Source organism: Aeromonas sp. A04, from assembly GCF_047780465.1.
Classification (GTDB): domain Bacteria; phylum Pseudomonadota; class Gammaproteobacteria; order Enterobacterales; family Aeromonadaceae; genus Aeromonas; species Aeromonas bestiarum.
Window position 1 is genome coordinate 49,447 of sequence record NZ_JBLNHP010000012.1, and the last position, 21,837, is coordinate 71,283.

The 21,837-nt window shown below is 60.3% G+C and carries 14 protein-coding genes, 6 tRNA genes and 1 riboswitch; of the genes, 8 read left to right on the forward strand and 12 right to left on the reverse strand.

All coding sequences use genetic code 11. The features are described 5' to 3' along the window. Nucleotides 1-55 precede the first annotated feature (55 nt). The 5 genes from ACM3N8_RS21125 to ACM3N8_RS21145 form a co-directional block, all read right to left on the reverse strand. Nucleotides 56-1,057 (reverse strand): ABC transporter ATP-binding protein, encoded by a 1,002-nt coding sequence (locus ACM3N8_RS21125; RefSeq protein WP_290019636.1) that lies wholly within the window; start codon nt 1,055-1,057, stop codon nt 56-58. Then, nucleotides 1,054-2,112 (reverse strand): ABC transporter ATP-binding protein, encoded by a 1,059-nt coding sequence (locus ACM3N8_RS21130; protein ID WP_098982603.1) that lies wholly within the window; start codon nt 2,110-2,112, stop codon nt 1,054-1,056. The genes ACM3N8_RS21125 and ACM3N8_RS21130 overlap by 4 nt, the downstream gene beginning before the upstream one ends. Nucleotides 2,113-2,137: 25 nt before the next feature. Next, a complete protein-coding gene (locus tag ACM3N8_RS21135) occupies nt 2,138-3,955 on the reverse strand; it encodes an extracellular solute-binding protein (protein ID WP_098982600.1) in 1,818 nt (605 codons plus the stop codon). 82 nt (nt 3,956-4,037) lie between these two features. Next, nucleotides 4,038-5,081, reverse strand: a complete 1,044-nt coding sequence (locus ACM3N8_RS21140; protein ID WP_172955286.1) for an ABC transporter permease — start codon at nt 5,079-5,081, stop codon at nt 4,038-4,040. Between the two features lie 207 nt (nt 5,082-5,288). Beyond that, complete coding sequence (locus tag ACM3N8_RS21145) at nt 5,289-6,314, reverse strand: ABC transporter permease subunit (RefSeq protein WP_337999332.1); 1,026 nt, start codon at nt 6,312-6,314, stop codon at nt 5,289-5,291. A gap of 733 nt (nt 6,315-7,047) precedes the next feature. On the opposite strand from ACM3N8_RS21145, the gene ACM3N8_RS21150 reads away from it, so the two are divergent. From ACM3N8_RS21150 to ACM3N8_RS21180, 7 genes are all read left to right on the forward strand, one after another. Beyond that, a complete protein-coding gene (locus tag ACM3N8_RS21150; protein ID WP_416016566.1) occupies nt 7,048-9,603 on the forward strand; it encodes a TonB-dependent receptor in 2,556 nt (851 codons plus the stop codon). Between the two features lie 109 nt (nt 9,604-9,712). Beyond that, nucleotides 9,713-10,477, forward strand: coding sequence for a DUF3450 domain-containing protein (locus tag ACM3N8_RS21155; protein ID WP_043138100.1), 765 nt, complete (start codon nt 9,713-9,715; stop codon nt 10,475-10,477). Beyond that, on the forward strand, nt 10,474-11,847 hold the full coding sequence (locus tag ACM3N8_RS21160; RefSeq protein ID WP_416016567.1) for a MotA/TolQ/ExbB proton channel family protein: 1,374 nt from the start codon (nt 10,474-10,476) through the stop codon (nt 11,845-11,847). The genes ACM3N8_RS21155 and ACM3N8_RS21160 overlap by 4 nt, the downstream gene beginning before the upstream one ends. A 10-nt stretch (nt 11,848-11,857) precedes the next feature. Next, the gene (locus ACM3N8_RS21165; protein WP_005327072.1) at nt 11,858-12,385 is read left to right on the forward strand and encodes a MotA/TolQ/ExbB proton channel family protein; all 528 of its coding nucleotides are present in this window, start codon (nt 11,858-11,860) and stop codon (nt 12,383-12,385) included. A gap of 62 nt (nt 12,386-12,447) precedes the next feature. Further along, entirely contained in the window at nt 12,448-12,855 is a 408-nt protein-coding gene (locus ACM3N8_RS21170; RefSeq protein ID WP_005327075.1) for an ExbD/TolR family protein, read from the forward strand. A gap of 16 nt (nt 12,856-12,871) precedes the next feature. Continuing rightward, entirely contained in the window at nt 12,872-13,507 is a 636-nt protein-coding gene (locus tag ACM3N8_RS21175; protein WP_041205125.1) for an energy transducer TonB, read from the forward strand. An 11-nt stretch (nt 13,508-13,518) separates the two neighbouring features. After that, the gene (locus tag ACM3N8_RS21180; protein WP_416016568.1) at nt 13,519-14,754 is read left to right on the forward strand and encodes a tetratricopeptide repeat protein; all 1,236 of its coding nucleotides are present in this window, start codon (nt 13,519-13,521) and stop codon (nt 14,752-14,754) included. Between the two features lie 207 nt (nt 14,755-14,961). Here ACM3N8_RS21180 and ACM3N8_RS21185 read toward each other — a convergent pair whose 3' ends face one another. Further along, entirely contained in the window at nt 14,962-18,003 is a 3,042-nt protein-coding gene (locus tag ACM3N8_RS21185) for a glycosyl hydrolase family 18 protein (protein WP_416016569.1), read from the reverse strand. Between the two features lie 116 nt (nt 18,004-18,119). Next, nucleotides 18,120-18,205, reverse strand: a riboswitch (cyclic di-GMP riboswitch). A gap of 295 nt (nt 18,206-18,500) precedes the next feature. Here ACM3N8_RS21185 and ACM3N8_RS21190 point away from each other — a divergent pair. Beyond that, nucleotides 18,501-20,645, forward strand: coding sequence for an ExeM/NucH family extracellular endonuclease (locus ACM3N8_RS21190; RefSeq protein ID WP_416016570.1), 2,145 nt, complete (start codon nt 18,501-18,503; stop codon nt 20,643-20,645). A gap of 139 nt (nt 20,646-20,784) precedes the next feature. Here ACM3N8_RS21190 and ACM3N8_RS21195 read toward each other — a convergent pair. From ACM3N8_RS21195 to ACM3N8_RS21220, 6 genes are all read right to left on the reverse strand, one after another. Continuing rightward, nucleotides 20,785-20,860 (reverse strand) — tRNA-Ala (locus tag ACM3N8_RS21195). A gap of 48 nt (nt 20,861-20,908) precedes the next feature. Then, nucleotides 20,909-20,984 (reverse strand) — tRNA-Ala (locus ACM3N8_RS21200). 72 nt (nt 20,985-21,056) lie between these two features. Then, a tRNA-Ala gene (locus ACM3N8_RS21205) sits at nt 21,057-21,132 on the reverse strand. Nucleotides 21,133-21,196: 64 nt separating this feature from the next. Continuing rightward, nucleotides 21,197-21,272 (reverse strand) — tRNA-Ala (locus ACM3N8_RS21210). A gap of 28 nt (nt 21,273-21,300) precedes the next feature. Then, nucleotides 21,301-21,376 (reverse strand) — tRNA-Ala (locus ACM3N8_RS21215). Nucleotides 21,377-21,404: 28 nt separating this feature from the next. Beyond that, nucleotides 21,405-21,480, reverse strand: a tRNA-Ala gene (locus ACM3N8_RS21220). Nucleotides 21,481-21,837: the final 357 nt, after the last annotated feature.

Here is a 21,837-nt window from a genome sequence, read left to right on the forward strand (position 1 = left end):
CCATTTTTTTATTGCTTGTCTCCCGTGCCACTCTGTTGCGATGCGGGCACCGGCATCATATCGCCTTTCCCAGGGGCACAGCCTCCGCCTCCGCCAGGGGGAAGTGGCAGGCCACCTGATGAGCCGCCCCGTCACAGATATGCAGGCTCGGCGCCGTATGACGGCACAGATCCGTAGCATAGGGGCAACGCTGGTGAAAGTGGCAGCCGCTCGGCGGCGAGATGGGGGACGGCACATCGCCGGTCAGCAGTATGCGCTGGTTGCGACGGCGCGGATCCGGCACCGGAATGGCCGAGATGAGTGCCTGGGTATAGGGGTGGCGTGGCGCCAGATAGAGCGATTGAGCCTCCGCCAGCTCGACGATCCGTCCCAGATACATCACAGCAATGCGATCCGAGATGTGTTTCACCACCGACAGGTCGTGGGCGATGAAGATGATGGCCAGGTTCATCTCCCGCTGCAGGCTGAGCAGCAGGTTGATAATCTGGGACTGCACCGAGACATCGAGGGCCGACACAGCCTCGTCGCATATCAGCAGCTTGGGCTTGAGGGCGATGGCCCGGGCGATGCCGATGCGCTGACGCTGACCGCCGGAAAATTCGTGGGGGTAGCGATCCACCGCACTCTTCGGCAGGCCCACCTTGTCCAGCAGCTCCAGCACCCAGGCTCGCCGCTGCTCAGTGTTGCCCTTGCCGTGGATGATGAAGGGCTCCTCCAGGATCTGGCCGACCGTGTGGCGGCTGTTGAGGGATTCTGCAGGATCCTGAAACACTATCTGCATCTCCTGGCGCAGAGAGCGCATCTCCCGTGGCGAGAGATGGGTGATGTCCCGCCCCTCGAAGCTTATCTGGCCTGCGGTCGGCTCGAACAGCTTGAGCAGGGTACGGCCCAGGGTGGACTTGCCACAACCTGACTCCCCCACCAGCCCCAGCGTCTCCCCCTGTTTGAGGTCGAAAGTGATGCCATCCACCGCATAGACACGATACTTCTTGCGCAGGAAACCACCGCCAAGCTGGAAGTGCTGTTTCAAATCCCGCACGGACAACAACGCCGTCATATCGTCAACTCCTTCCAGTGATGGCAGGCCACCCCATGCCGGGCACCGAGCTGCTCGGTCGCCGGAATGACTCTTATGCAGAGGTCGGTGGCGTGGGGGCAGCGATTGGAGAAGCGGCAACCCGCTGGCATCTCATGCAGAGCGGGCACCTGACCCTTGATGGTCTTGAGCAGGCTCTTGGGGACATCTTCCAGTCGCGGGATCGAGCTCATCAAGCCATGAGTATAGGGATGGCGCGGGTGGTCAAACAGCTCATAGACATCCGCCTGCTCCACCGCGCGACCGGCATACATCACCACCACCTCGTCGCACAGCTCGGCCACCACACCGAGATCGTGGGTGATGAAGATGATGGCCATGCCGGTCTGGGCCTGCAGCTCCTTCATCAGCTCCAGGATCTGAGCCTGAATGGTGACATCCAGCGCCGTGGTCGGCTCGTCGCAGATGAGCAAATCCGGCTCGCAGGAGAGCGCCATGGCGATCATCACCCGCTGGCGCATGCCGCCGGAGAGGTTGTGAGGATAGACGGCAAAGCGCTGGGCCGGCTCCGGGATCCCCACCTTCTGCAGCATGGCGATGGCCGCGGCTTTGCGCTGGGCCCGGTTGTAATCGGGTCTGTGCAGGCCGAACACCTCCATCAGCTGATCGCCCACCGTCTGCACCGGGTTGAGCGCCGTCATCGGCTCCTGAAAGATCATGGAGATGCGGTTGCCGCGCACCTTGTACATCTGATCCGGCGCCAGGGTGAGCAGATCCTCTCCCTGAAAGCGGATGGAGCCAGCCACCACCTGACCGTGGGGCTTGGGCAGCAGCCCCATGATGGCGAGCGAGGTGACGCTCTTGCCACAGCCGGACTCACCGACGATACCTAAGGTCTGGCCCGGGGCCACCTTGAAGCTGACCCCGTCGAGCACCTTGATCTTGCCGTCGTCGACGGAAAACTCCACCTCGAGATCGCTTACCTCAAGAATGGGGGCCTGGTTCTGGCCATTATCAGCGGTGAACTTCACCCCGTTATCCGGTACGTCGAGGATGGGGGCCTGTGTGTTGGACATGACTGCTGCTCCCTGCTCAATGGCATCAATGATGTGCATAGGTCTTGTCGAGCAGGGTGATGGGCGCCAGCGCCTCGTCCGCGTCCTTGGCTTTCAAGGTCGCTTCCTTCACCTTGGGATCGAGCCAGAGCAGACCGCCGCTACTGTGGGGATAGCCATCCATGGGCCAGTAGAGCAGATCCGGCGTGTTCTTGGTGGCGGGCACCTCGGGCAGCATCACATGGCGCCAGCTGCTGGCCCGCACATAGTTGAGCTGCACCCCGGGCACGAAGATGGCGAGATCATAGATCCGCTGCTGGATCTGTTGTGAGAGTTTGGCCCGCGTGTCCATGTCGAATTCGACGTTGTAGGCGTCGATCAGCGCGTCCAGCTCCTTGTCCGCCACGTTGAACAGGTTGTTGGTCTGCGGCTTGTTGGCGTTGGCGGAGTGGAACGACTCCCAATACTGTGGGTAGAGACCACCGCCAGCCCAGCCCATCCAGGCCGCCTCGTGTTTCTTCTCCAGCATCACCTTGAAGCCGGTGGCGCCATCCACCAGATTGAGCTCCAGATCCAGACCCGCTTTCTTGGCCTCTTCTTTTAGCACTGTCAGTCGCTTGGAGTGCTCCTGACTGGTATAGGTGAGCGCCAGCGTCAGTCGCTCGCCCTTGTCATTTTGCAAAATGCCGTCCGGCCCCGGCTTGGCGTAGCCGCCCTTGGCAAAGTACTCCCGCGCCTTGCCGATGTCATAGGCCCGCTCCGGCAGCTGGATGTCGGTGAACTCGCCAAAACCCGAGCCGAAGGTGGTGGCTCTGTCATAGTCGCCACGCAGCACGGTTTCGATCATCTTGTCGATGTTGAAGGCTTGCTGGATGCCGAGCCGCACGTTGAGGTCAGCCAGCTTGGGATTGGCCACATTGAGGTGCAGCCCCTGACCGCCCTGCTTGGTGTCTGTCATGGCCATCACCTTCTGCACGTACCCCTTCTTGTACTCCGGGGTGACCGCTTTTTCATGCCACCAGTTGGGCAGTATCATCTCGAAGGTATCCAGCTCCCCTTTCAGGAAGTGACGGAAGGCGATGTTGTGGTCGCGGATCACCTGCACCTTGATGGTGTCGAGGTTGAATCTGTGCTGGTTGTAGCGATCGTCCTTTGCCCACCAACCCTGCTGCTTGCTGAAGGTGACCGACTTGCCCTTCTTGACGTCGCTGATCACATAGGGGCCAGTGGTGGGTGCTATAGCCCAGTTGTACTGCTTCACCCAGTTGGGGGTCAGCTTGTAGTAGTGCCTGGGCTGAGGGTACAGCTCTGTGGTGTTGAGCAGATCCAGCTTGGCCTTGCGGTTGCCCGTTTTGACCAGAATGGTGTGGTCATCGATCTTCTCTACCGCCACCACTTCGGTGGTGTAGTAGTTGTTGTACCAAGGGGCGCGGATTTCTTTTGAGCGCATCATCTCGTAGCCGAAGGTGTAGTCGTCGGCATTGACCGGCTTGCCGTCGGACCATTTGGCCCGCGGATCCAGCTTGAAGTAGACGGTCTGATTGTCTGGCGCTATGGCCCAGTGGGTGGCCAGCGAGGGTATGGGGTTGCCGGTATTGGGGTGGAAGCTGATGAGCCGCAACTGGTTGTCCTGAATAAAGGAGCGGAATGCACCGTTGGAGTCGGGCCCCACGGTGCGGAACGTCAGCGGAAAGCTGTCGACAAACATGTTGAGGCTGCCGCCCGGCAGCGCCTTGGGGGAGGCGAACACAGGATCCGTGTCGTTGGTCTCCCATTTGAGATCCGCAGGCAGGCTGGCCGCCCACACCCAGGATCCGTTCACCAGCACAAAGAGAGCACCTATCCATTTGATTTTATTTTTCATGTTTGACTTCCAGGTCTGGCCCCTGCACTGGGGGCTTCTCAATTAAGGGTTGGATACACACGGCGATGAAGCATGCCGCGTGTCACTGATAACGGGTAAATTTGCGCGGGTCGAACGCCTCGCGGATCGCCTCGCCGATGAAGGAGACCATGATCAGCACCAGACTCACCGCCGCGACGACCGAGCTGACGATCCAGATGGCATCCAGGTTGTTGATGCCCTGGGAGAGCAGCTCGCCCCAGCTCGGAGTCGGTGGTGCCAGCCCGAAGCCCAGATAGTCCAGCGCCGTCAGGGTCGAGATATTGCCCACCACGGCAAACGGCGCCAGGGTGACTATCATCATCAGGGTATTGGGCAGTATGTGGTTGAAGATGATCCGTTTGGTGCTCGCCCCTTGCGCCCGCGCCGCCATCACATAGTCCCGCGCCCGCTCCTTGTAGGTGAGGGTGCGCATGTACCAGGTGATCCCCATCCAGCCGAACAGCACGTTGATGCCAACAAACAGGCCGAAGTTCGGCTTGGCCAGCGACACCAGGATCATGATGACGTAGAGAAACGGCACCTGGGACCAGATCTCGATAAAGCGTTGCAGGATGAGGTCAAACCGCCCGCCGAGAAAACCCATCATGCAGCCTATGCTGACCCCGATGGCATAGCTGGCCGCCAACGCGATAAAGGCAAAGCCGATGGCAATGCGAAAGCCATACACCAGCCGCGCCAGCACGTCACGGCCGCTGGTGTCGGTGCCGAGGAAGTGGCGCTCCTCGGCGCTGGGGGCGTAGGGCGGATAGGCATCCTGCTTGAAATCCTGCTCATAGGGGTTCCAGGGCACAGGGGGCAGCAGCACCCAGTCGCCCTTGCCTTCCTCTGCGAATTTGGCCTTCAGCTGGCGGTAGTTGGTCTCGTACTCGTAATCGAGCCCGAAGTGCTGGCCCGGGATCACGTCACCATAGGTGGGGAAGTGGAGCTGGCCCTGATAGCTCACCATCAGCGCCCGGCTGTTGACCAGCAGCTCCGCCAGCAGGGAGAGCAGCACCAGGGTGGTAAAGATGACAAAGGAGTAGTAGCCGCGTTTTATCGACTTGAAACGCTTGAGTTTTTTTAAGGTGACCGGGTTCATGTTCACTCTCCAAACCGCACGCGGGGATCGAAAGGTGCAACGCAGATATCGGAGACGATATGGCGTGATATCAGCATCGGCATGACAAGAGAGATAGGGTTCATGCTCACTCTCCAAACCGTACGCGGGGGTCAACAGAAGGTGCAACGCAGATCTCGGAGACGATATGGCGTGATATCAGCATCGGCATGACAAGAGAGATAGGGTTCATGCTCACTCTCCAAACCGTACGCGCGGATCAACAAGGGCAACGCAGATATCGGAGACGATATTGCCCACCAGCATCAACATGGAGGTGATGGCCAGTATGCCCATGACGGTGGGGTAATCCCGCTCGACGATCGCCTCGTAGCCGAGCAGGCCGATGCCATCGATGTTGAAGATGGTTTCGATGAGGAAAGAGCCGCCGAAGAAGACGGTGAGCACGGACCCCAGGTGACTGGCGATGGGGATCAGGCTGTTGCGCATGGCGTGATCGGTCACCGCCTTGCGAAACGGCAGCCCCTTGGCCACGGCGGTACGCACGTAATCCGCCGACAGGTTCTCCATCAGGCTGTTCTTCATGGTCATGGTGAGGATGGCAAAATCCCCGATGGCGTAGGCGATGAGCGGCAGCAGGGCGTGGGCGAAGACGGTACGGATCTGGTCCCAACTGCTCTCCATGGAATCGAAATCGTCCCCGGGAAAACCGCCCATGGGCAGCCACTCCAGATGGAAGGCGAAGACTGTGATGAGGAAGATCCCCACCACGTAGGCGGGCAGCGCATAGGCCATGTAGATGAGCATGGAGCTGAGCGAATCGAAGCGGCTGTTGTGCCTGAGGGCCTTGGCTACCCCGAGTGGTATGGATACCGCGTAGCTCAGCAGAAAGGTGGCCAGTCCGAAGAAGGCGGTGACCGGCAACCTCTCCTTGATGAGGCCCCACACCGGCTCGTAATAGCGGGTCGACTCGCCGAGATCCAGCACGGCCAGCTTCTGCAGCCACTCCCAATAGGCGACCAGCATGGGCTTGTCGAGCCCGTAAAATGCTTTCAACTCCTCGATCTGCTCATCGGAGAGCGCCTGGGCGCCCTTGCTGCCACTGGAGCGTCCGGTCTCGTTTTGTGACACCTGCGCCTGCAGCAACATGCGTTCGACCGGGCCGCCCGGCACGAAACGGGTGATGGTGAAGACGAGCAGGGTGATACCGAGAAACGTCGGGATGATCAAAAGCATCCGACGTAAGAAATACGACAGCATGGTGAAACCTCGTCCTTGTTGTTCTTTTATGGCCAGTCACATCCGGTGACGGGCCTCTCCTTCCTGGCATTACTCACTGGATAGGCTGTTATTGGCAGACAATCCGCTGGGTCACTGTAAAAGCTCTGCAACAAAAATCAAGTAGAACGAAGAGGGCAGCATCTGCCTTTGGCAAATAGCAGAATTTACTGTGAGTTTTTTATGAAAACCCCAACTTCAAGATAAAAAACTACTCACAGAGCAATTCAACCATCGTTTAAATTTTAAATTAAAATAATAAAAAACAACCACAAAAACAAAAATTCTTTATTAAACATGGCATTAAATGAAAACTCGTTAATTTACCCTATCTATATACACAAGTTTTAATTTCGCCAAACACCAAGTCTGAACAGAAACACAACACACCACAAAAACAGCTAATAATTCTATATAAGCAGCCTTTCACAAGATAAATATCAAGGGGACAGATCCCTTATCGATAAGTTCAAAATTAATCAATAAAATGGAAACACATCGATTTAACACCGATTTCACATCGTAAATGAATGCCAAGTCAGAATTAAAAACTGGCAATGGCGAACTAATAAAACATAGTCATCTTATTGCCCACCCCTACCCCATCCATACCGCCTCAATTGACGTCCACATCGAAAGCTTGATAAGCCTTACGCATCGCTCCAACGAGGGCGGTATGGAAGCAAACAAAAAAACAACCAGGAAGGATATAGCGATGCTTAGGAAAAGCAGACTCTCTGCTGCCGTTGCGTTTGCCTTGGCGAGCGCGGCAGTGGTAGTTACCCCCGCCATGGCCGAAGAAAGCCAAAACGTCGAAAAACTGCAGAAAATCAAGGTTACCGGCTCCCGCATCTCCCGTGTCGAGGTGGAAGGTGCCACCCCGGTCGTCGCCATCACCAAGGCCAAGATCGAACAATCCGGTCAGCAGACAGTGGCCGACTACCTGAAGCAGGCCTCTTACAACTCCTTCGGCAGCATCTCCCCCTCCTCCGGCAGCTCTGCTCAATCCCAGGCCACCGTTAGCTTGCGTGGTCTCGGCTCCGAGCGCACCCTGGTGCTGCTCAATGGCAAGCGGGTCGCCGGCTCCCCTTCCATGGGGGGCAGCTCCATCAACCTGAACTCCATTCCCATGGCAGCCGTTGAACGGGTGGAAGTGAACCTGGATGGCGGCTCGGCACTGTATGGTTCCGACGCCATCGGTGGTGTCATCAACGTCATCCTGAAACAGGATTATGAAGGGCTGGAATTCCAGGGTCGCATCGGCTCTCCCACCGAAGAGGGCGGCGACGAGAAGAGTGGCTCCATCGTCAGCGGCATCACAGGGGAGAAAGGCGCCCTGATGATGGTGTACGAGCACGACGTCAAGGATGAGATCTACTACAAGGATCGCGACTATCTGGCCCGTGAAGGTGCCTCTGCACCCAGCCTGTATGGCCGCAACATCAAGGGCATCGATGCCGCCACCGGCAAGACGGTTACCCGTACCCTGGATGGCATCGACTGTGCCAATACCGGCCCCGGCTTCGTGCCGGTCGGTACCGCCTGTCGCTTCGACTTTGCCCAGGTCGCCGCCAAGACAGCCTCCCGCACCCGGGATACTGTCTATGTAAATGGCCGTTATCACATCAATGACAGCGTCGACTTCGTCCCCCAGCTGATCGGCTCGCGGGTCACCAGCTTTGGCCGCTTCGCTCCGGCAGCCGGCCCCTTCTCCATCGACGGCACCACTCCGGGCGGGGCCGAGCTGCTGGCCGACAACGGCTTCATCGGCGAGAAGGCCACCGTCTACTACCGCTTCAGCAACGTCGGTCCCCGTGACAATGACATCACCGACCTGACCGGCAGCATGAACCTGGGCTTCGAAGGCACGCTGCCGACCGAAGCGGTGGGTGATATGGAGTGGAATGCGGGTTACATGTATTCCAAGACCGACAACAAGAGCCGCGGCACCGGCTATGTGCTGAACCCGGCGGTCCAGCAGGAGGTCGACAGCGGCAACTTCAAGAACGGCGAGTTCTCCAGTGCCGCCACCGACAGCCTCTCCTACGACACCAGCCGCACCTCCAAGATGGACTTCTTCCAGTGGTACGGCGGTCTGGGCTGGAGCATGGGTGAACTGCCGGCCGGCCCAATCGGCTGGTACCTGGGGGCTGAGTACAACGACTGGGTCTACTCCGACACCTATGACAGCCAGTCAGCGGCAGGCAACGTCATCGGTTCCTCCGGTAACTCGGGTGGTGGCGTACGCGACGTCTTCGCCGCCTACATCGAGAGCCTGATCCCCATCACCGAGCAGGTTGAACTGAACCTGGCCGGGCGTTTCGACAAGTACAGCGATTTTGGCAGTGCCTTCTCACCCAAGGCGAGCCTGCGCTATCAGCCGCTGGACAACCTGCTGTTCCGTACCTCCTGGTCACAATCCTTCCGTGCTCCGGGTCTGGAAGATCTGTATGCGGCCGACGCAGACTCCGCCGACTTTGCCAAGGACTATGTCTCCTGCCAGGCAAACGGCGTGGCCAATTGCCCGGAAGAGCAGTACACCACGGTTCGTCAGTCCAACAAGAACCTGAAGGAAGAGACGGCTGACACCTTCGGCATAGGTACGGCGTATAGCCCGATCGACGATCTCAACCTCTCGCTGGATTACTACTACATCAAGATCGATGACGTGATCCAGCTGGCAACCACCCAGACCCAGTTCTATCAGGAGCTTAATACCGGCAGCAACCCGAACGTCATTCGCGATGCCAACGGCGATGTGGAACAGGTTTACGCCGGCATGGTCAACCTGGGCCAGCTCAAGACCAGCGGTCTGGACTTCAAGGCGGACTACAAGTACGACTTCGATGTCGTAACCGTGCGCTACGACTTCGGCAGCACCTACATTCTGAAATATGAAGAGGGTCTGTTCGCCGGTGGCCCCATGGTCGAGAAGAAGGGCTGGAACGCCAAGCCTGACCTGCGCTTCAATTCAGGTATCGGTGCCAATGTACCCCAGTGGTGGAACATGGACGCCTACCTGAGTGCCAGCTACATCGACTCCCAGAGCCAGGACTACGTGGATGGTCAGCAAGAGGGCCATATCGCCTCCCAGACCACCTGGAACCTGAACGTCGGTGTGGACACCCCCTGGAACGGCAAGCTGCAAGCCGGTGTGAAGAACATGTTCAACGTAGGCCCCTCGCTCTCCAGCGACGGCTTCACCTACGAAGAAGAGCTCTACAGCATCGACGGGCGCATCGTCTACCTCGACTACACCCAGAAGTTCTAATCAACCTCGTTGATATACAACCCAAGCCGGCCCGGTCGGGCCGGCTTTGCCCAAGGTTCCAAGGAAGTTACGGAGATAGGGTAATCCTATGAAGACAAGGACAATTACAATGAAGAAAGCGCTCCTCGGCAGCCTGGTTTCGGCCGCCTTGCTGACCAGCTTCAATCTGAGTGCCGCCTCTGCCGGCCAGGCAGTGGACGCTCAAGCCGCCACCGACAATGCATCCAAAGTTTCCCAGCAGAAGATCGACAACTACGCCGAGTCTGCCGAGTCTGCCCTGGCGCAGTACAAGGCCGCCTTGCGTCAGGTCGACAGTCTGCGCACCTACAACGAGCAAGTGGGCAAGATGGTCGACTCCCAGACCACAGAGCTGGCCTCGATGCAGCGCCAGATCGCCCAGATCGACCAGACCAGCACCGAAGTGGTGCCCCTGATGCTCAAGATGATCGACTCCCTCGATCAGTTCGTCTCTCTGGATCTGCCGTTCCAGAAGGTCGAGCGGGAGGACCGCGTGGCGGCCCTGACCGATCTGATGAACCGGGCCGATGTCACCATCTCCGAGAAGTACCGCAAGATCTTGGAGGCCTACCAGATCGAGGAGGGCTTCAGTCGAACCATAGAGTCCTACAAGGCTAGCCTGGACAAGGCCGGCACCGAGAAGACCTATGAGTTCCTGCGCGTCGGCCGCATCGCCCTGCTCTACCAATCCCCGGATGGCAACGAGACCGGCATGTGGAACAAGAAGACCCGTCAATGGGAAGAGTTGCCCCAGGAATATCGCAGTGCAGTAGAACAGGGCTTGCGTATCGCCAAGAAGCAGGCGCCCCCCGCGCTCATCAAGCTGCCGGTTCAAACTGCGGAGAAAGCATCATGAAAGGAATCAAACTTGCCATTGCCTCCCTGATCGCGGGAGCCACCCTGATCACCCTGCCGGTGACCGCCGCCGAGAAACCTGTGGATCTGAACGCCCTGCTCAATCAGGTCAAGGCCGCCAGTACCAGCGAATCCCAGCTCAACAAGGAGCGGGAAGCCCGCTTCCTGGCAGACAAGAACGAGCAAGGCGCCCTGCTGGCTAAGGCCAAGGCAGAGCTTGCCGCCGAAACCGCCAAGGGGGAGAAGCTCAAGGCCACCTTCGATGCCAATGACAAACAGCTGACCGAGCTGACCGACACCCTGCGCCAGCGTTCCGGCAACATGGGCGAGATGTTTGGCGTGCTGCGCCAGTTTGCCGGTGAGTTCAAGGGGATCTTCAACGCCTCAGCCCGCCGGGTCGAACACCCGGAACAGGCGGCGCTGCTGACCCGCCTGGCAGAAAGCAAGGAGCTGCCCTCCAGCGATGATCTGAGCGCCTTCTGGACCACCACCCTCAGCCGCATGGTCGATGGTGGCAAGGTGAGCCAGATACCGGCGACCGTGGTGTACGGCGAGGGCAACCAGGCCGAGAAGACGGTCACCCAGATAGGTGAGTTCAATACCGTCTCCGAGGGCAAGTACCTGACCTTCGTCCCGGAAACCGGCAAGTTCGAGCAGCTCTCCCGCCAGCCCGAGAATGCAGTGCTGGAGCCCGTCGCCAAGTTTGAACAGGGCAACGGCGCCGTCGAGCCCATCTTCATCGACCCGTCCCGCGGGGTGATCCTCTCCCTGCTGGTGCAGTCGCCAACCCTGAAGGAGCGCATCGATCAGGGTGGTTCCGTGGGTTACGTGATCCTGGCACTGGGGGTCATCGGTACCCTGCTGGCCATCTTCTGCGGCCTGCGTCTGTCGATGATCGGCACCTCCATGCGCAAGCAGCTGAAATCCGATCAGGTCATCAAGGGCAACCCCATCGGCGAGATGCTGGGGGCTTATCAGTCCCACCGCGGTGACAACATCGAGGATCTGGAATCCAAACTCGACGAGATCATCCTGCGCAACGTACCCAAGTTCGAGAAGGGCATCAGCCTCATCAAGCTGATCGCCTCGGTCGCCCCGCTGCTGGGTCTGCTGGGGACAGTGGTCGGGATGATCGCCACCTTCCAGGCCATCACCCTGTTCGGTACCGGGGATCCCAAGCTGATGGCGGGCGGCATCTCCGAGGCCCTGGTCACCACCATGCAAGGCCTGGTGGTCGCCGTGCCCATGCTGTTCCTCTACACCATAGTGCAGACCCAGAGCCGTCGTCTCATCCAGGTCCTGGAAGAGCAGAGCGCCGGTTTCGTCGCCCGTTATCAGGAACGTCTGCACGCCGCCAAAGCCGCAGCCTAAGGAGTCACCCATGTGGTTCTGGTTGATTGAAGAAGTCGAGTCGGTCCGCCGGTTTCTGGGATTGGGGGGCGACGTACTGGTTGCCCTGTTCTTCCTGACCCTGATGATGTGGGCCTTGCTGCTGGAGCGCTGGTTCTACTTCATGGCGGTCTATCCCAAACAGGTGAAGCAGACCAAGGCGACCTGGATGGCCCGCAGCGATCACCTCTCCTGGTCTGCCAAGCAGATCCGGCGCGAGCTGGTCTCCCGGGTCGCCATGGCGGTGGACAAGGGGATGCCGGTCATCAAGGTGCTGATCGCCCTCTGTCCGCTGATGGGGCTGCTCGGCACCGTGGTGGGCATGGTGCAGGTGTTTGACACCCTGGCCATCACCGGCACGGGTTCCCCCAGGGCGATGGCCTCGGGGATCTCCAAGGCGACGGTACCGACCATGGCGGGCATGATTGCCGCCCTTTCCGGCCTGTTTTTTGTCAACCAGCTCGATCACAAGGCCAAGTTGGCGGTGCAGAAGCTGGAAGACAACCTGAAACACGGCTGATGCAGGATGCACTCGGCCGGGTACTGCCCGCCGGGGCACAGAACAAGCAAGGAGTTTTTGCCATGAGAAAACGTCACAGCGACAGCGGTGCCGATGAGGCGGCCATCGATCTGACCCCCATGCTGGACATAGTGTTCATCATGCTGATCTTCTTCATCGTCACCACCTCGTTCGTCAAGGAGTCCGGTGTGGAGATCAACCGCCCGAGCGCCAGCACGGCCGAGACGGTGAAGAAGGGGAACATCATGGTCGCGGTCCGCGAAAACGGCCAGGTCTGGGTCGACAAACGGGTCGTCGAAGTGGGCGCCGTGCGTGCCAACATCGAGCGGCTGCGAGCGGAGAATCCGGAGAGCGCCGTGGTGATCCAGGCCGACACCGAGTCCCGTTCCGGTCTGGTGGTCCAGGTCATGGATCAGATCCGCATGGCCGGTGTCCAGAACATCTCCATCGCGGCGAGCAAGAGCAGCTGATGCCGGAGCGAGCACCATGAGATACCTGATAGCGATAGCGGTCTCCTGTGTGGTGGTGTTCTTCCTGTTTCTGGGAATGAACAAGCTCATCACGCCGGATCACCGGGAGCTGACGGAGAGAGAAGACGTCACCATGACCGACTTCATTCGCCTCAAGCCCCAGGAGACCCTGCAAGAGAAACAACGGGAACTGCCCAAACCGCCCCCCCCGAACCGTCCGCCTCCCCCACCCGAGATGGAAGTGGCGAGCACCGACAGGCCGAAGATGGAGAGCGCCCCAATGGACATGCCCAAGCTCGACATCCCGGTCAACATCGGCGGTGGCAACGCCCTCGGCGCCTACAGCACCGGCGGCGGTGGTGGCGGTATGGGGGGCAACAACGGCGCCATTCCCATGGCGACCTTCGAGCCCATGATGCCCCGCAAGGCGGCGCTGGCTGGCCTCGCCACAGGCAAGGTACTGGTGGAGTTCACCGTGACCGAGCGCGGCACCGTCAGCAACATCCGCATCGTCAAGGAAGAGCCGCGCAGCTATGACCTCGGCAAGGAGGCACGCAAGACGATTGCCAAGTGGACCTTCAAGCCGGCCATGGTGGACGGCAAGCCCCAGGCAAGCCGCATGCAGCAAGAGATCGAGTTCGCGGTCAACTAAGGAAGGTGGCGATGAAAAAGTTACATACCCTGATCCTCGCCCCGGTGGCCATGGCGGTACTGCTCAGTACCGCCGGCTGGGCCGCCGAGCAACCCGCCCTGTCTGACCGCGCTTACCGCGCGGTCAACAAGGCCCAGGCGTTGATCACCGAGAAGAAATACGGCGAGGCGAATGCCAAGCTGCAGGAGGCGCTGTCCGGCGCAGGCGAGCGGGTCTACGACAGAGGGGTCATCCTGCAGACCCTGGGCTTCGTGGCGGCCCAGCAGGAGAAATATGGCCAGGCGACCAAATACTTCGCCGATGCCATCGCCACCGGCGGCCTGCCGCAGCCGGTGGCCCAGCAGGTGCGCTACAACCTGGCCCAGCTCTATATGGCGGAGGGGAACTTCAAGGGCTCCATCAGCACCATGAACCAGTGGTTTGCGAGCCTGGGCAAGGACGAGAAACCGACCCCGCACGCCTACATCACCCTGGCCAACGCCCACGTGCAGCTCAAGCAATATCGGGAGGCCATTCCGGCGGTGGATCAGGCCATCAAGCTCTCGGCAGGCAAGGCGCCGGAGTCCTGGTATCTGCTGAAGATGGCGGCCCACTACGAGCTGAAACAGTACAAGCCGGCCACCGAGGTGCTGACCGCCCTGGTGGACAAGTTCCCGGAGAAGAAGAAGTACTGGACCCAGCTCTCGGCCATGCACATGCAGGCGGGCAACGATGCCAAGGCCCTGGCGGCGCTGGAAGGTGCCTACAACCTCGGCATGCTGACCGAGTCGACCGAGTTGCTGCGGCTCGCCAACTACCTGGCCTTCGCCGGCATCCCCCACCGCGCCGCCCGCGTGATGGAAAAGGCGATGAAGGAAGGGACCATCGAGAGCAATGCGGCCAACTACAAGACGCTCGCCAACTACTGGCACCAGGCCAAGGAGCTGGACCCAGCCATCGATACCCTGGCCAAGTCCTACAAGCTGGCCCCCAGTGCCGATCTGCAACTGAAGATGGCGCGCATGATGATCCAGAGCAAGCGCTACCAGGATCTGGTGGCCTTCGCCGCCAAGCCTGCCGCCAATGCCAGCGGCGAACAGCGGGCGGATCTCAAGTTCCTGACCGGGGTTGCCTACTTCGAGCAGCAGAAACCGAAGGCGGCATTGAACGCCTTCATCCAGGCCGCCCAGCATGGCAACGTCAGTGGCCGCGCCTCCCCCTGGATCAGCTTCCTGAAGGAGCAGCAGGGCGGTGCCGTCACTCAATAAACCGGCACGCCATGGGCAAGAATCCGCCCATGGCGACTGCCCATCCACAAGGGGGTCAGCCCCGCAGCTTGCCTGGTGGCAATTGGCCGCTCTTCGGAGCGGTCTTTTTTATGGTCCCCTTCCTTTATATAGGCAGCAAAAAAATCCGGAGCCTGGGCTCCGGATTGGGTCATTGCGTTGAGGCGGGGTTGGCCCCTCAACCTGTCATCAGTAATTGCATACCAGCTTCCAGCTGCCATCGCCCGCCTTGGGTTCGCTGCTGGTCCACCAGTTCGCCTGCCAGACCCCCTTGTTGTGGGTCATGCGGTCGGTGCCGTTGGCGTGATCCCCGCGTGCCCAGGTCGGATAGGCATTGTACTCCGCCGGGTTGACGCTCTGGCTGGTGCAGCTGGTGCCACCGCTACCGCCGTCACCGCCACTGCTGCCCCCCAGCACCGCCTCGGCCAGGGCCGGGAAGTCGGCTTTCAGCCCTATAGTCTGGCTGCCGGCAATCAGGCGCATGCCGCTCGGCACACCGGCCGCCGGCAGATAGTAGGTCATGGCCACTTCCACCTCGGTGCCCGGCGCCCAGGCCTTCCAGGCCGGCAGCGTCAGTGCCACCTTGTGGAAGTCCTTCTCGCCTGCGATACCGTCGGAGTTCTGGTTGCCGCCGCTCTCCACCACGGTCAACCCCATACCGCTCTGGTCGGTGATGGTGTCGGAGGTGGAAGTGGGCATCAGGAACTCGATGCGGGTGCCACCCGGTATGGTCTGGGTCGACTTGTTGGTGAGCTTCAGGGTCGGGTTGATCGGGTAGTTGGAGTCCCCTTCCTTGAAGCCGGAGAGGCTCACACCGATGTCGAGCTGGGCGGCCGGTGCCGGCAGATCGTTCTGTTTCAGGGCCGCCTTGTCGGCCTTGCTGAACTTGTCGTAGGCGAGGCTGGTGAGGGTGCTGCCCATCACGTACTCGTTCTTCGCGGCGTCGAAGTCATAGTCTCCCGCCATCTCCCAGAACATCACGCCCCCCAGACCGCGACTGACGATGTAGTCGAGCTTGTGGCCCATGGACTCTTCATCTTCGGTGGAGAGGAACACCTTCTTCTGCTCGTTCCACAGCCAGGGCGCATGCGCCTTGTCGTCGTAGTAACGCACGTACTGGCCTTGCATCACGTGGGCCGGGTTGTTGGGATCCAGACCCCAGGCCTGGCCGTAGCTCGGCAGTGTGGTGATGCCGAGGCTGGCCGCGTGCTCCAGGTTTTTGGCATGCCACATGGGCACGGCGCCGCCGCCAATCTCCTTGCCGTTCTTGTCAAGGTCATGCCAGATGTTGTCGATGCCGACCGCCCCGTTGCCGCACGGAATGGTGCTGCCACCGGTCCCCGGCTGGCAATCGCTCTGGCTCGGCAGCGCCGCCTTGCCCCCCAGGCCGTGGGTGCCACCGGTGACCCCCTGCCAGCCACGGGTGTAGTAAGGCACCCCTATGTTGATCTTGCCCGCCGCTAGGGCGCCACGGAAGTAGTGGGCCGCCCAGGCGGAGTTGAGATAACCGATGCCACCGAACTGGGCCTGGGTGTAGACACCCCACTGGGACAGCTCGGGATCCGCCTTGTTGTCGAACAGGGCGGCGTTGTGGCCGACGAAGTGGTTCCAGGCACCGTGGAAGTCATAGGTCATCAGGTTGACGTAGTCGAGGTACTGGGTAACCTGGAAGTTTTCCATGCCGCGCAGCAGGTAGGCCGAGGCCGGCGAGGCTATGGTCAGCATGTACTTGCGACCGTCCTCGGTCCCGGCGCTGTCGAGCTTGTTGCGCAGGGTCTTCATCAGCACTTCATAGTTCGCAAACAGCTTGCCGCGACACTGGTTGGAGAGCGGGAAATCGTTGGGGTTGCCCGCATCCTTCATGGAGGTGGGGTACTCGTAATCCACATCCACCCCGTCGAAACCGTACTGGCGGATGAAGCCCACCGCCGAGTCGGCGAAGGCGTTGATGCCAGCGGTGTTGACCGAGCAGTCGCCCTTGGTGGTGGCGGCGTAGAAGCCGCGGGTATCGGCCCAGCCCCCCACCGAGATGAGGGTCTTCACGTCCGGGTACTGCTTCTTGTATTTCGACAGCAGGTTGAAGTGACCCTGATAGGCGAACTCGGGATCCATCTCGGCGCCCGGCACCCCGTCCCAGGTCATCTTGGTGGCGGCGTCATCCACCTTGATGAGGTGGCTCTGTTCATCCACAGCCGCGAAGGCGTAGTTGATGTGGGTGATCTTGTCCCAGGGGATGTCGCCCACCAGGTAGGAGGGCAGGCCGTTCTTGCCGGTACGCCAGGAGGTGAAGTAACCGATGACGCGACGGCCATGGTCATCCCCCATGCACTCGCTGCCATCGGCGCGGTAGATCTGGCGCACGTCGCAGGAGAGGTTGCCGCCGGTGGGGGGCAGGGCCGCCTCTTCCACCTGCACGTCCACCTGGGCTGACTCGCCAGAGAGATTTGCCTTGTCGGTCGCCACCAGCTTGAGGCCGGTCAGCCCCTTGTTCTGGGGCGTCCAGCTCAGTTGCCAGGGGGCGCTGCTGTCTTCGCCCACCTTCTGGCCATTCACGAAGAGCTCGAGCTTGGCGACGTCGTCATTGGTGTCGGTCACATTGCCGGTCACGGTGAGGGCGCGGCCCAGGGTCACCTTGGCGCCGCTGGCCGGGCTGCTGATGCTCACCCTGGGCGCCTCAGGCGCCACCACGGCGTTGACGCTGAAACTGGCATCCGCCTCGCTCAGCAGCTTGCCATCCTTGTCCAGCCCACGAGATTTGAGTTGATGGGGGCCGACACCGGTAGCAACCCAGCCGGCCGACCAGGGGGATGCACTGCTCAAGGCGACCTGCTTGCCATCGACCAGATACTCGACCTTGACCAGGGCGCTGCTGTTGCCGCTCAGGGTCACAGCGAGCGCCACCGATGCGCCCTCGTTGAAAGCGCTACCAACGGCGGGCGAACTGATCGCCAGTCCGAGCGCCGGTGGTGGCACCTCGCCGCCATAGAGCTTCCAGGCATCGGCCCAGACCACTCCCACCCCGGGAGCGTAGTGATAGGGCGAGGCCCCGCACCAGCCGGAGTAGGGAAATTCTTTGCATTCGTAGAGGGAGCCTGCGTTGCTGACGATATCGCCAGCCTTGTAGGCGGTGCCGGCCTGATAGGCGGGATAAGACGCGGCTTGTGCCCAGGCGGGCATGGCAGCCAGGGCCACCAGCATGGCAAGCCTGCTGGGCCTAAAGGTCTGTTGCATATTGTTATCTTCCTTGTTTTGTCTTGGCATTGGTCACCAGGACAAAGAACAATCGCAACCTGCGTGATGGGGGGCAGACAACTGGCAATGGACCTGCCACAGACACCACCCTCACCCCGGGAAGCCCCGCTATCTGGATCGACTGATCTTGAGACCGGAGGCATTGCGTCCCGGCATCTCGGCCGGTTTGCCCTTTACCTGGGTTCCGTGAGGAACAAGCCGAGTATAGGAATCAAGCAGCCGAGTCTCAATCTTCATTCTCGAAGAAAAATATGTGGATGCCAGCCAGATCACAGTTTCCCGCCTTGAGTGAATTAATGATTTTGTCATTAATTTCATACTGTTAGCCAAGTCAAAAAAACCGAGATTGCCCTCATTTGCATCCCCGTAATGTGCGTTGGCTCACTGGTATGACATGCCGGAAATGTGACAATGCGCGCCCTTGGCCAATGAGCCAAGGCTATGGATACACTGGCAAAAATAAAAAAGGAACCGTTATGAAAGGAACACGTACCCTGCTGTCGCTGGCCGTGGGGCTTGCGCTCGCGTCCCCGTCCCTCCATGCCGCCGGCTTCAGCTGCCCGGCCGACAGTGCCCTCACCCCCATCCCCGTCATTCAGGGCAGCGGCGACAAGAGTCCGCTCATTCCCAGCGACAAGTTCGAGAGCCCCCAGAGCGTCATGGTCAAGGCGGTGGTCTCTGGCCTCGGCGAGAGCCTCAACAAGGGATTCTACCTGCAGGACGTGCAGGGCGATGGCAACCCCCAGACCTCGGACGGCATCTTCGTCTACCTCAACGACAAGAACTTCGCCAGCAAGTACCCGGATATCAAGCCGGGCGCCGAAGTCTGCCTGGAGGCCAAGGTCGAGGAGTACTACAACCACACCCAGCTCAAGCCGGTCGCTGACAGCGGCACCCCGCGCCTACGAGTCCTCGCCCAGGGGACGGCCCCTGCCGCCGTGCCGCTGCGGGTGCTGGAAAACGAGACCCTGGCCCGGGCGCTGGAGCGTCACGAAGGGATGCGGGTGCGCCTCGATGCCGACAGCGCGCTCAAGATAAGCCGCAACTTCAGCTATGACTACGCCGCCCGGCGCAACAACCTGGTGCTCTCCCACCAGGCGCCGCTGATGAAGCCGACCCAGCTGCACGATGCAGACAGCAAGGCCGCCAAGGCACTGGCCAAGGCCAACGCCAACAACCGGGTGTTCCTCGAATCCGACGTCAAGGCCGCCGATGGCAAGCTGCCCTGGCTGCCGGGGTGGGAGCCGGAGCAGGGTTACCTGCGCATCGGCGACGCCCCGGTCAACCTGGATGCGCTGGTGGGTTACAGCTACAACGAGTACCGGCTGATAGTGCCGCAGGATCAGGTGATCACCGCCGGTGATCTGCTGCGCACCAGCGACAACGATCGCCAGAGCGCCCCGGCCCGTGCCGATGGCACCGATCTGCGCATCGGCAGCTTCAACGTGCTCAACTACTTCACCAGCCACTCCAGCGTGGGCGGAGCACTCAACGTGCTGTGCAAGGATCAGGCGGATGCGGACAGCGCCAAGGGCTGCAACCGCGGTGCCAAGAACCTGGAGGACTTCCAGCTGCAGCGCACCAAGATAGTCAACGCCATCACGGAGATGGATGCCGACCTGCTCGGCCTGATGGAGATGGAGAACAACGGCTTCGACAGCCACTCCGCCATCAGTGATCTGGTGCAAAGCCTCAACGCCCAGCAGAAGGATGCCAGCAAGCAGTACGCCTTCGTGGCCCTGCCCAAGGCGCTGCTTGGCAACGAGCGCTTCTTCGGCGGCGACGCCATCATGGTGGCCATGATCTACCGACCCGCCAAGCTGACGCCACAGGGGGACGCCGGCGTCATCACGCTGCCGGTGCAGAAATACCTGGATGCGAAAGGGGTCGAGAAACAGGCCTCCCAGCGTGACTCTCTGGTGCAGAGCTTCACCGTCGAGGGCAGCAAGGAACCGCTGACCCTGGTGGTCAACCACCTGAAATCCAAGGGATCCGGCTGCCTGGAGAACCTGGACGGCAAGGAGCCGGCCGATCTGCAGGGCAAGTGCACCGAGTTCCGGGTCAGCGCCGCCAAGGTGCTGGGCGAGGCGGTGAACAAACTGCCGGGCCAGGTGCTGCTGGTGGGGGATTTCAACTCCTACGCCAGGGAAGATGCGATCCGGGTGCTGACCGACTATGTGCCGACCGAGGGTCAGCGCAAGATAGTCTCCGCCTCCCAGACCTTCCTCGGCGATCAGGTCTTTGAGCAGACCGGCAGCGAAGTGGCCAAGAGCTACGGCCTGGTGGACATGAACGTCAAGTTCAACAAGGAGAAGGCCATCTCCTACAGCTACGAGGCCGAGCTCGGCACCCTGGACTATGCCCTCGCCAACCCGGCACTGGCCAGCAAGGTAGTGGCGGTCGCCGACTGGCACATCAACTCGTTCGAGAGCAACCTGTTCGAGTACGGCCGTGACTTCAGCGGCGACATGATCAAGTCCGGCAACCCGTTCAGCGCCTCCGACCACGACCCCATCATCGTCGACCTCAAGCTGAAGGAAGAGAGCAACGGCGGTGGCGGTGCCATGGGCGCCCTGCTGCTGGCCCTGCTGCCGCTGGCCTGGCGTCGTCGCCGCGGCTGATGCGGCCTTGCCATAACGCCAAAAGCCCGCTGCGATGCGGGCTTTTTTACGGGCAAGAGACGGGCTGAATGAAAAAATGAGCCAAAACAAAAAGGCCACCGCGATAACGGTGGCCTTTCGGCTTCTTGTAACAAGAATTTGGTGGAGCTACGCGGGATCGAACCGCGGACCTCTTGCATGCCATGCAAGCGCTCTCCCAGCTGAGCTATAACCCCAAGTTTCGTACTCGACAAATGGTTCTGGCGGCCATCTGTCGCAAATATTGGTGGAGCTACGCGGGATCGAACCGCGGACCTCTTGCATGCCATGCAAGCGCTCTCCCAGCTGAGCTATAACCCCAAATTCTTTCTTCATTAGACAACCGGTTCTGGCGGCCGGTTGCCCTAACTCTGGTATTCAAATATCAAATAGTGGTGGAGCTACGCGGGATCGAACCGCGGACCTCTTGCATGCCATGCAAGCGCTCTCCCAGCTGAGCTATAACCCCACAAAGGTCGGCCTGGGTGATACACACCGCACTGCCCTGGGTACTTCATCTTCAATCAGGAACCTGGTGGAGCTACGCGGGATCGAACCGCGGACCTCTTGCATGCCATGCAAGCGCTCTCCCAGCTGAGCTATAACCCCTTGGATTCCAGATTGTTCGAGGAGAATTTGGTGGAGCTACGCGGGATCGAACCGCGGACCTCTTGCATGCCATGCAAGCGCTCTCCCAGCTGAGCTATAACCCCTTGGATTCCAGATTGTTCGAGGAGAATTTGGTGGAGCTACGCGGGATCGAACCGCGGACCTCTTGCATGCCATGCAAGCGCTCTCCCAGCTGAGCTATAACCCCAACTCACCTCGGCGCTACCAAAGTTATCTCCGGCAACGGAGGCGCATGATAGGCATCACCCGCTTTGCTGTCAACCCAAAAATAACGCCGATTGGCGCGTTTAGTCAAAATTCAATCGGTTAGCTGTTTTTACCAGCAACCTTGCCGCTATCTCGCTGTTTTATGTCACAAATCTGGTTAGCCAACAAAAACAAAGGGCCCCCTCGCGGGAGCCCTTTTGCATGCCATCACAGGCACTTATTCAGCAGCCATACGCGCTTCGATATACGCCAGGGCACGATCAATGCGGGCGAGTACCCGCTCCTTGCCCACCAGCGCCATCACGGCGTCGATGCCGGGGGAGAGATTACCCCAGAC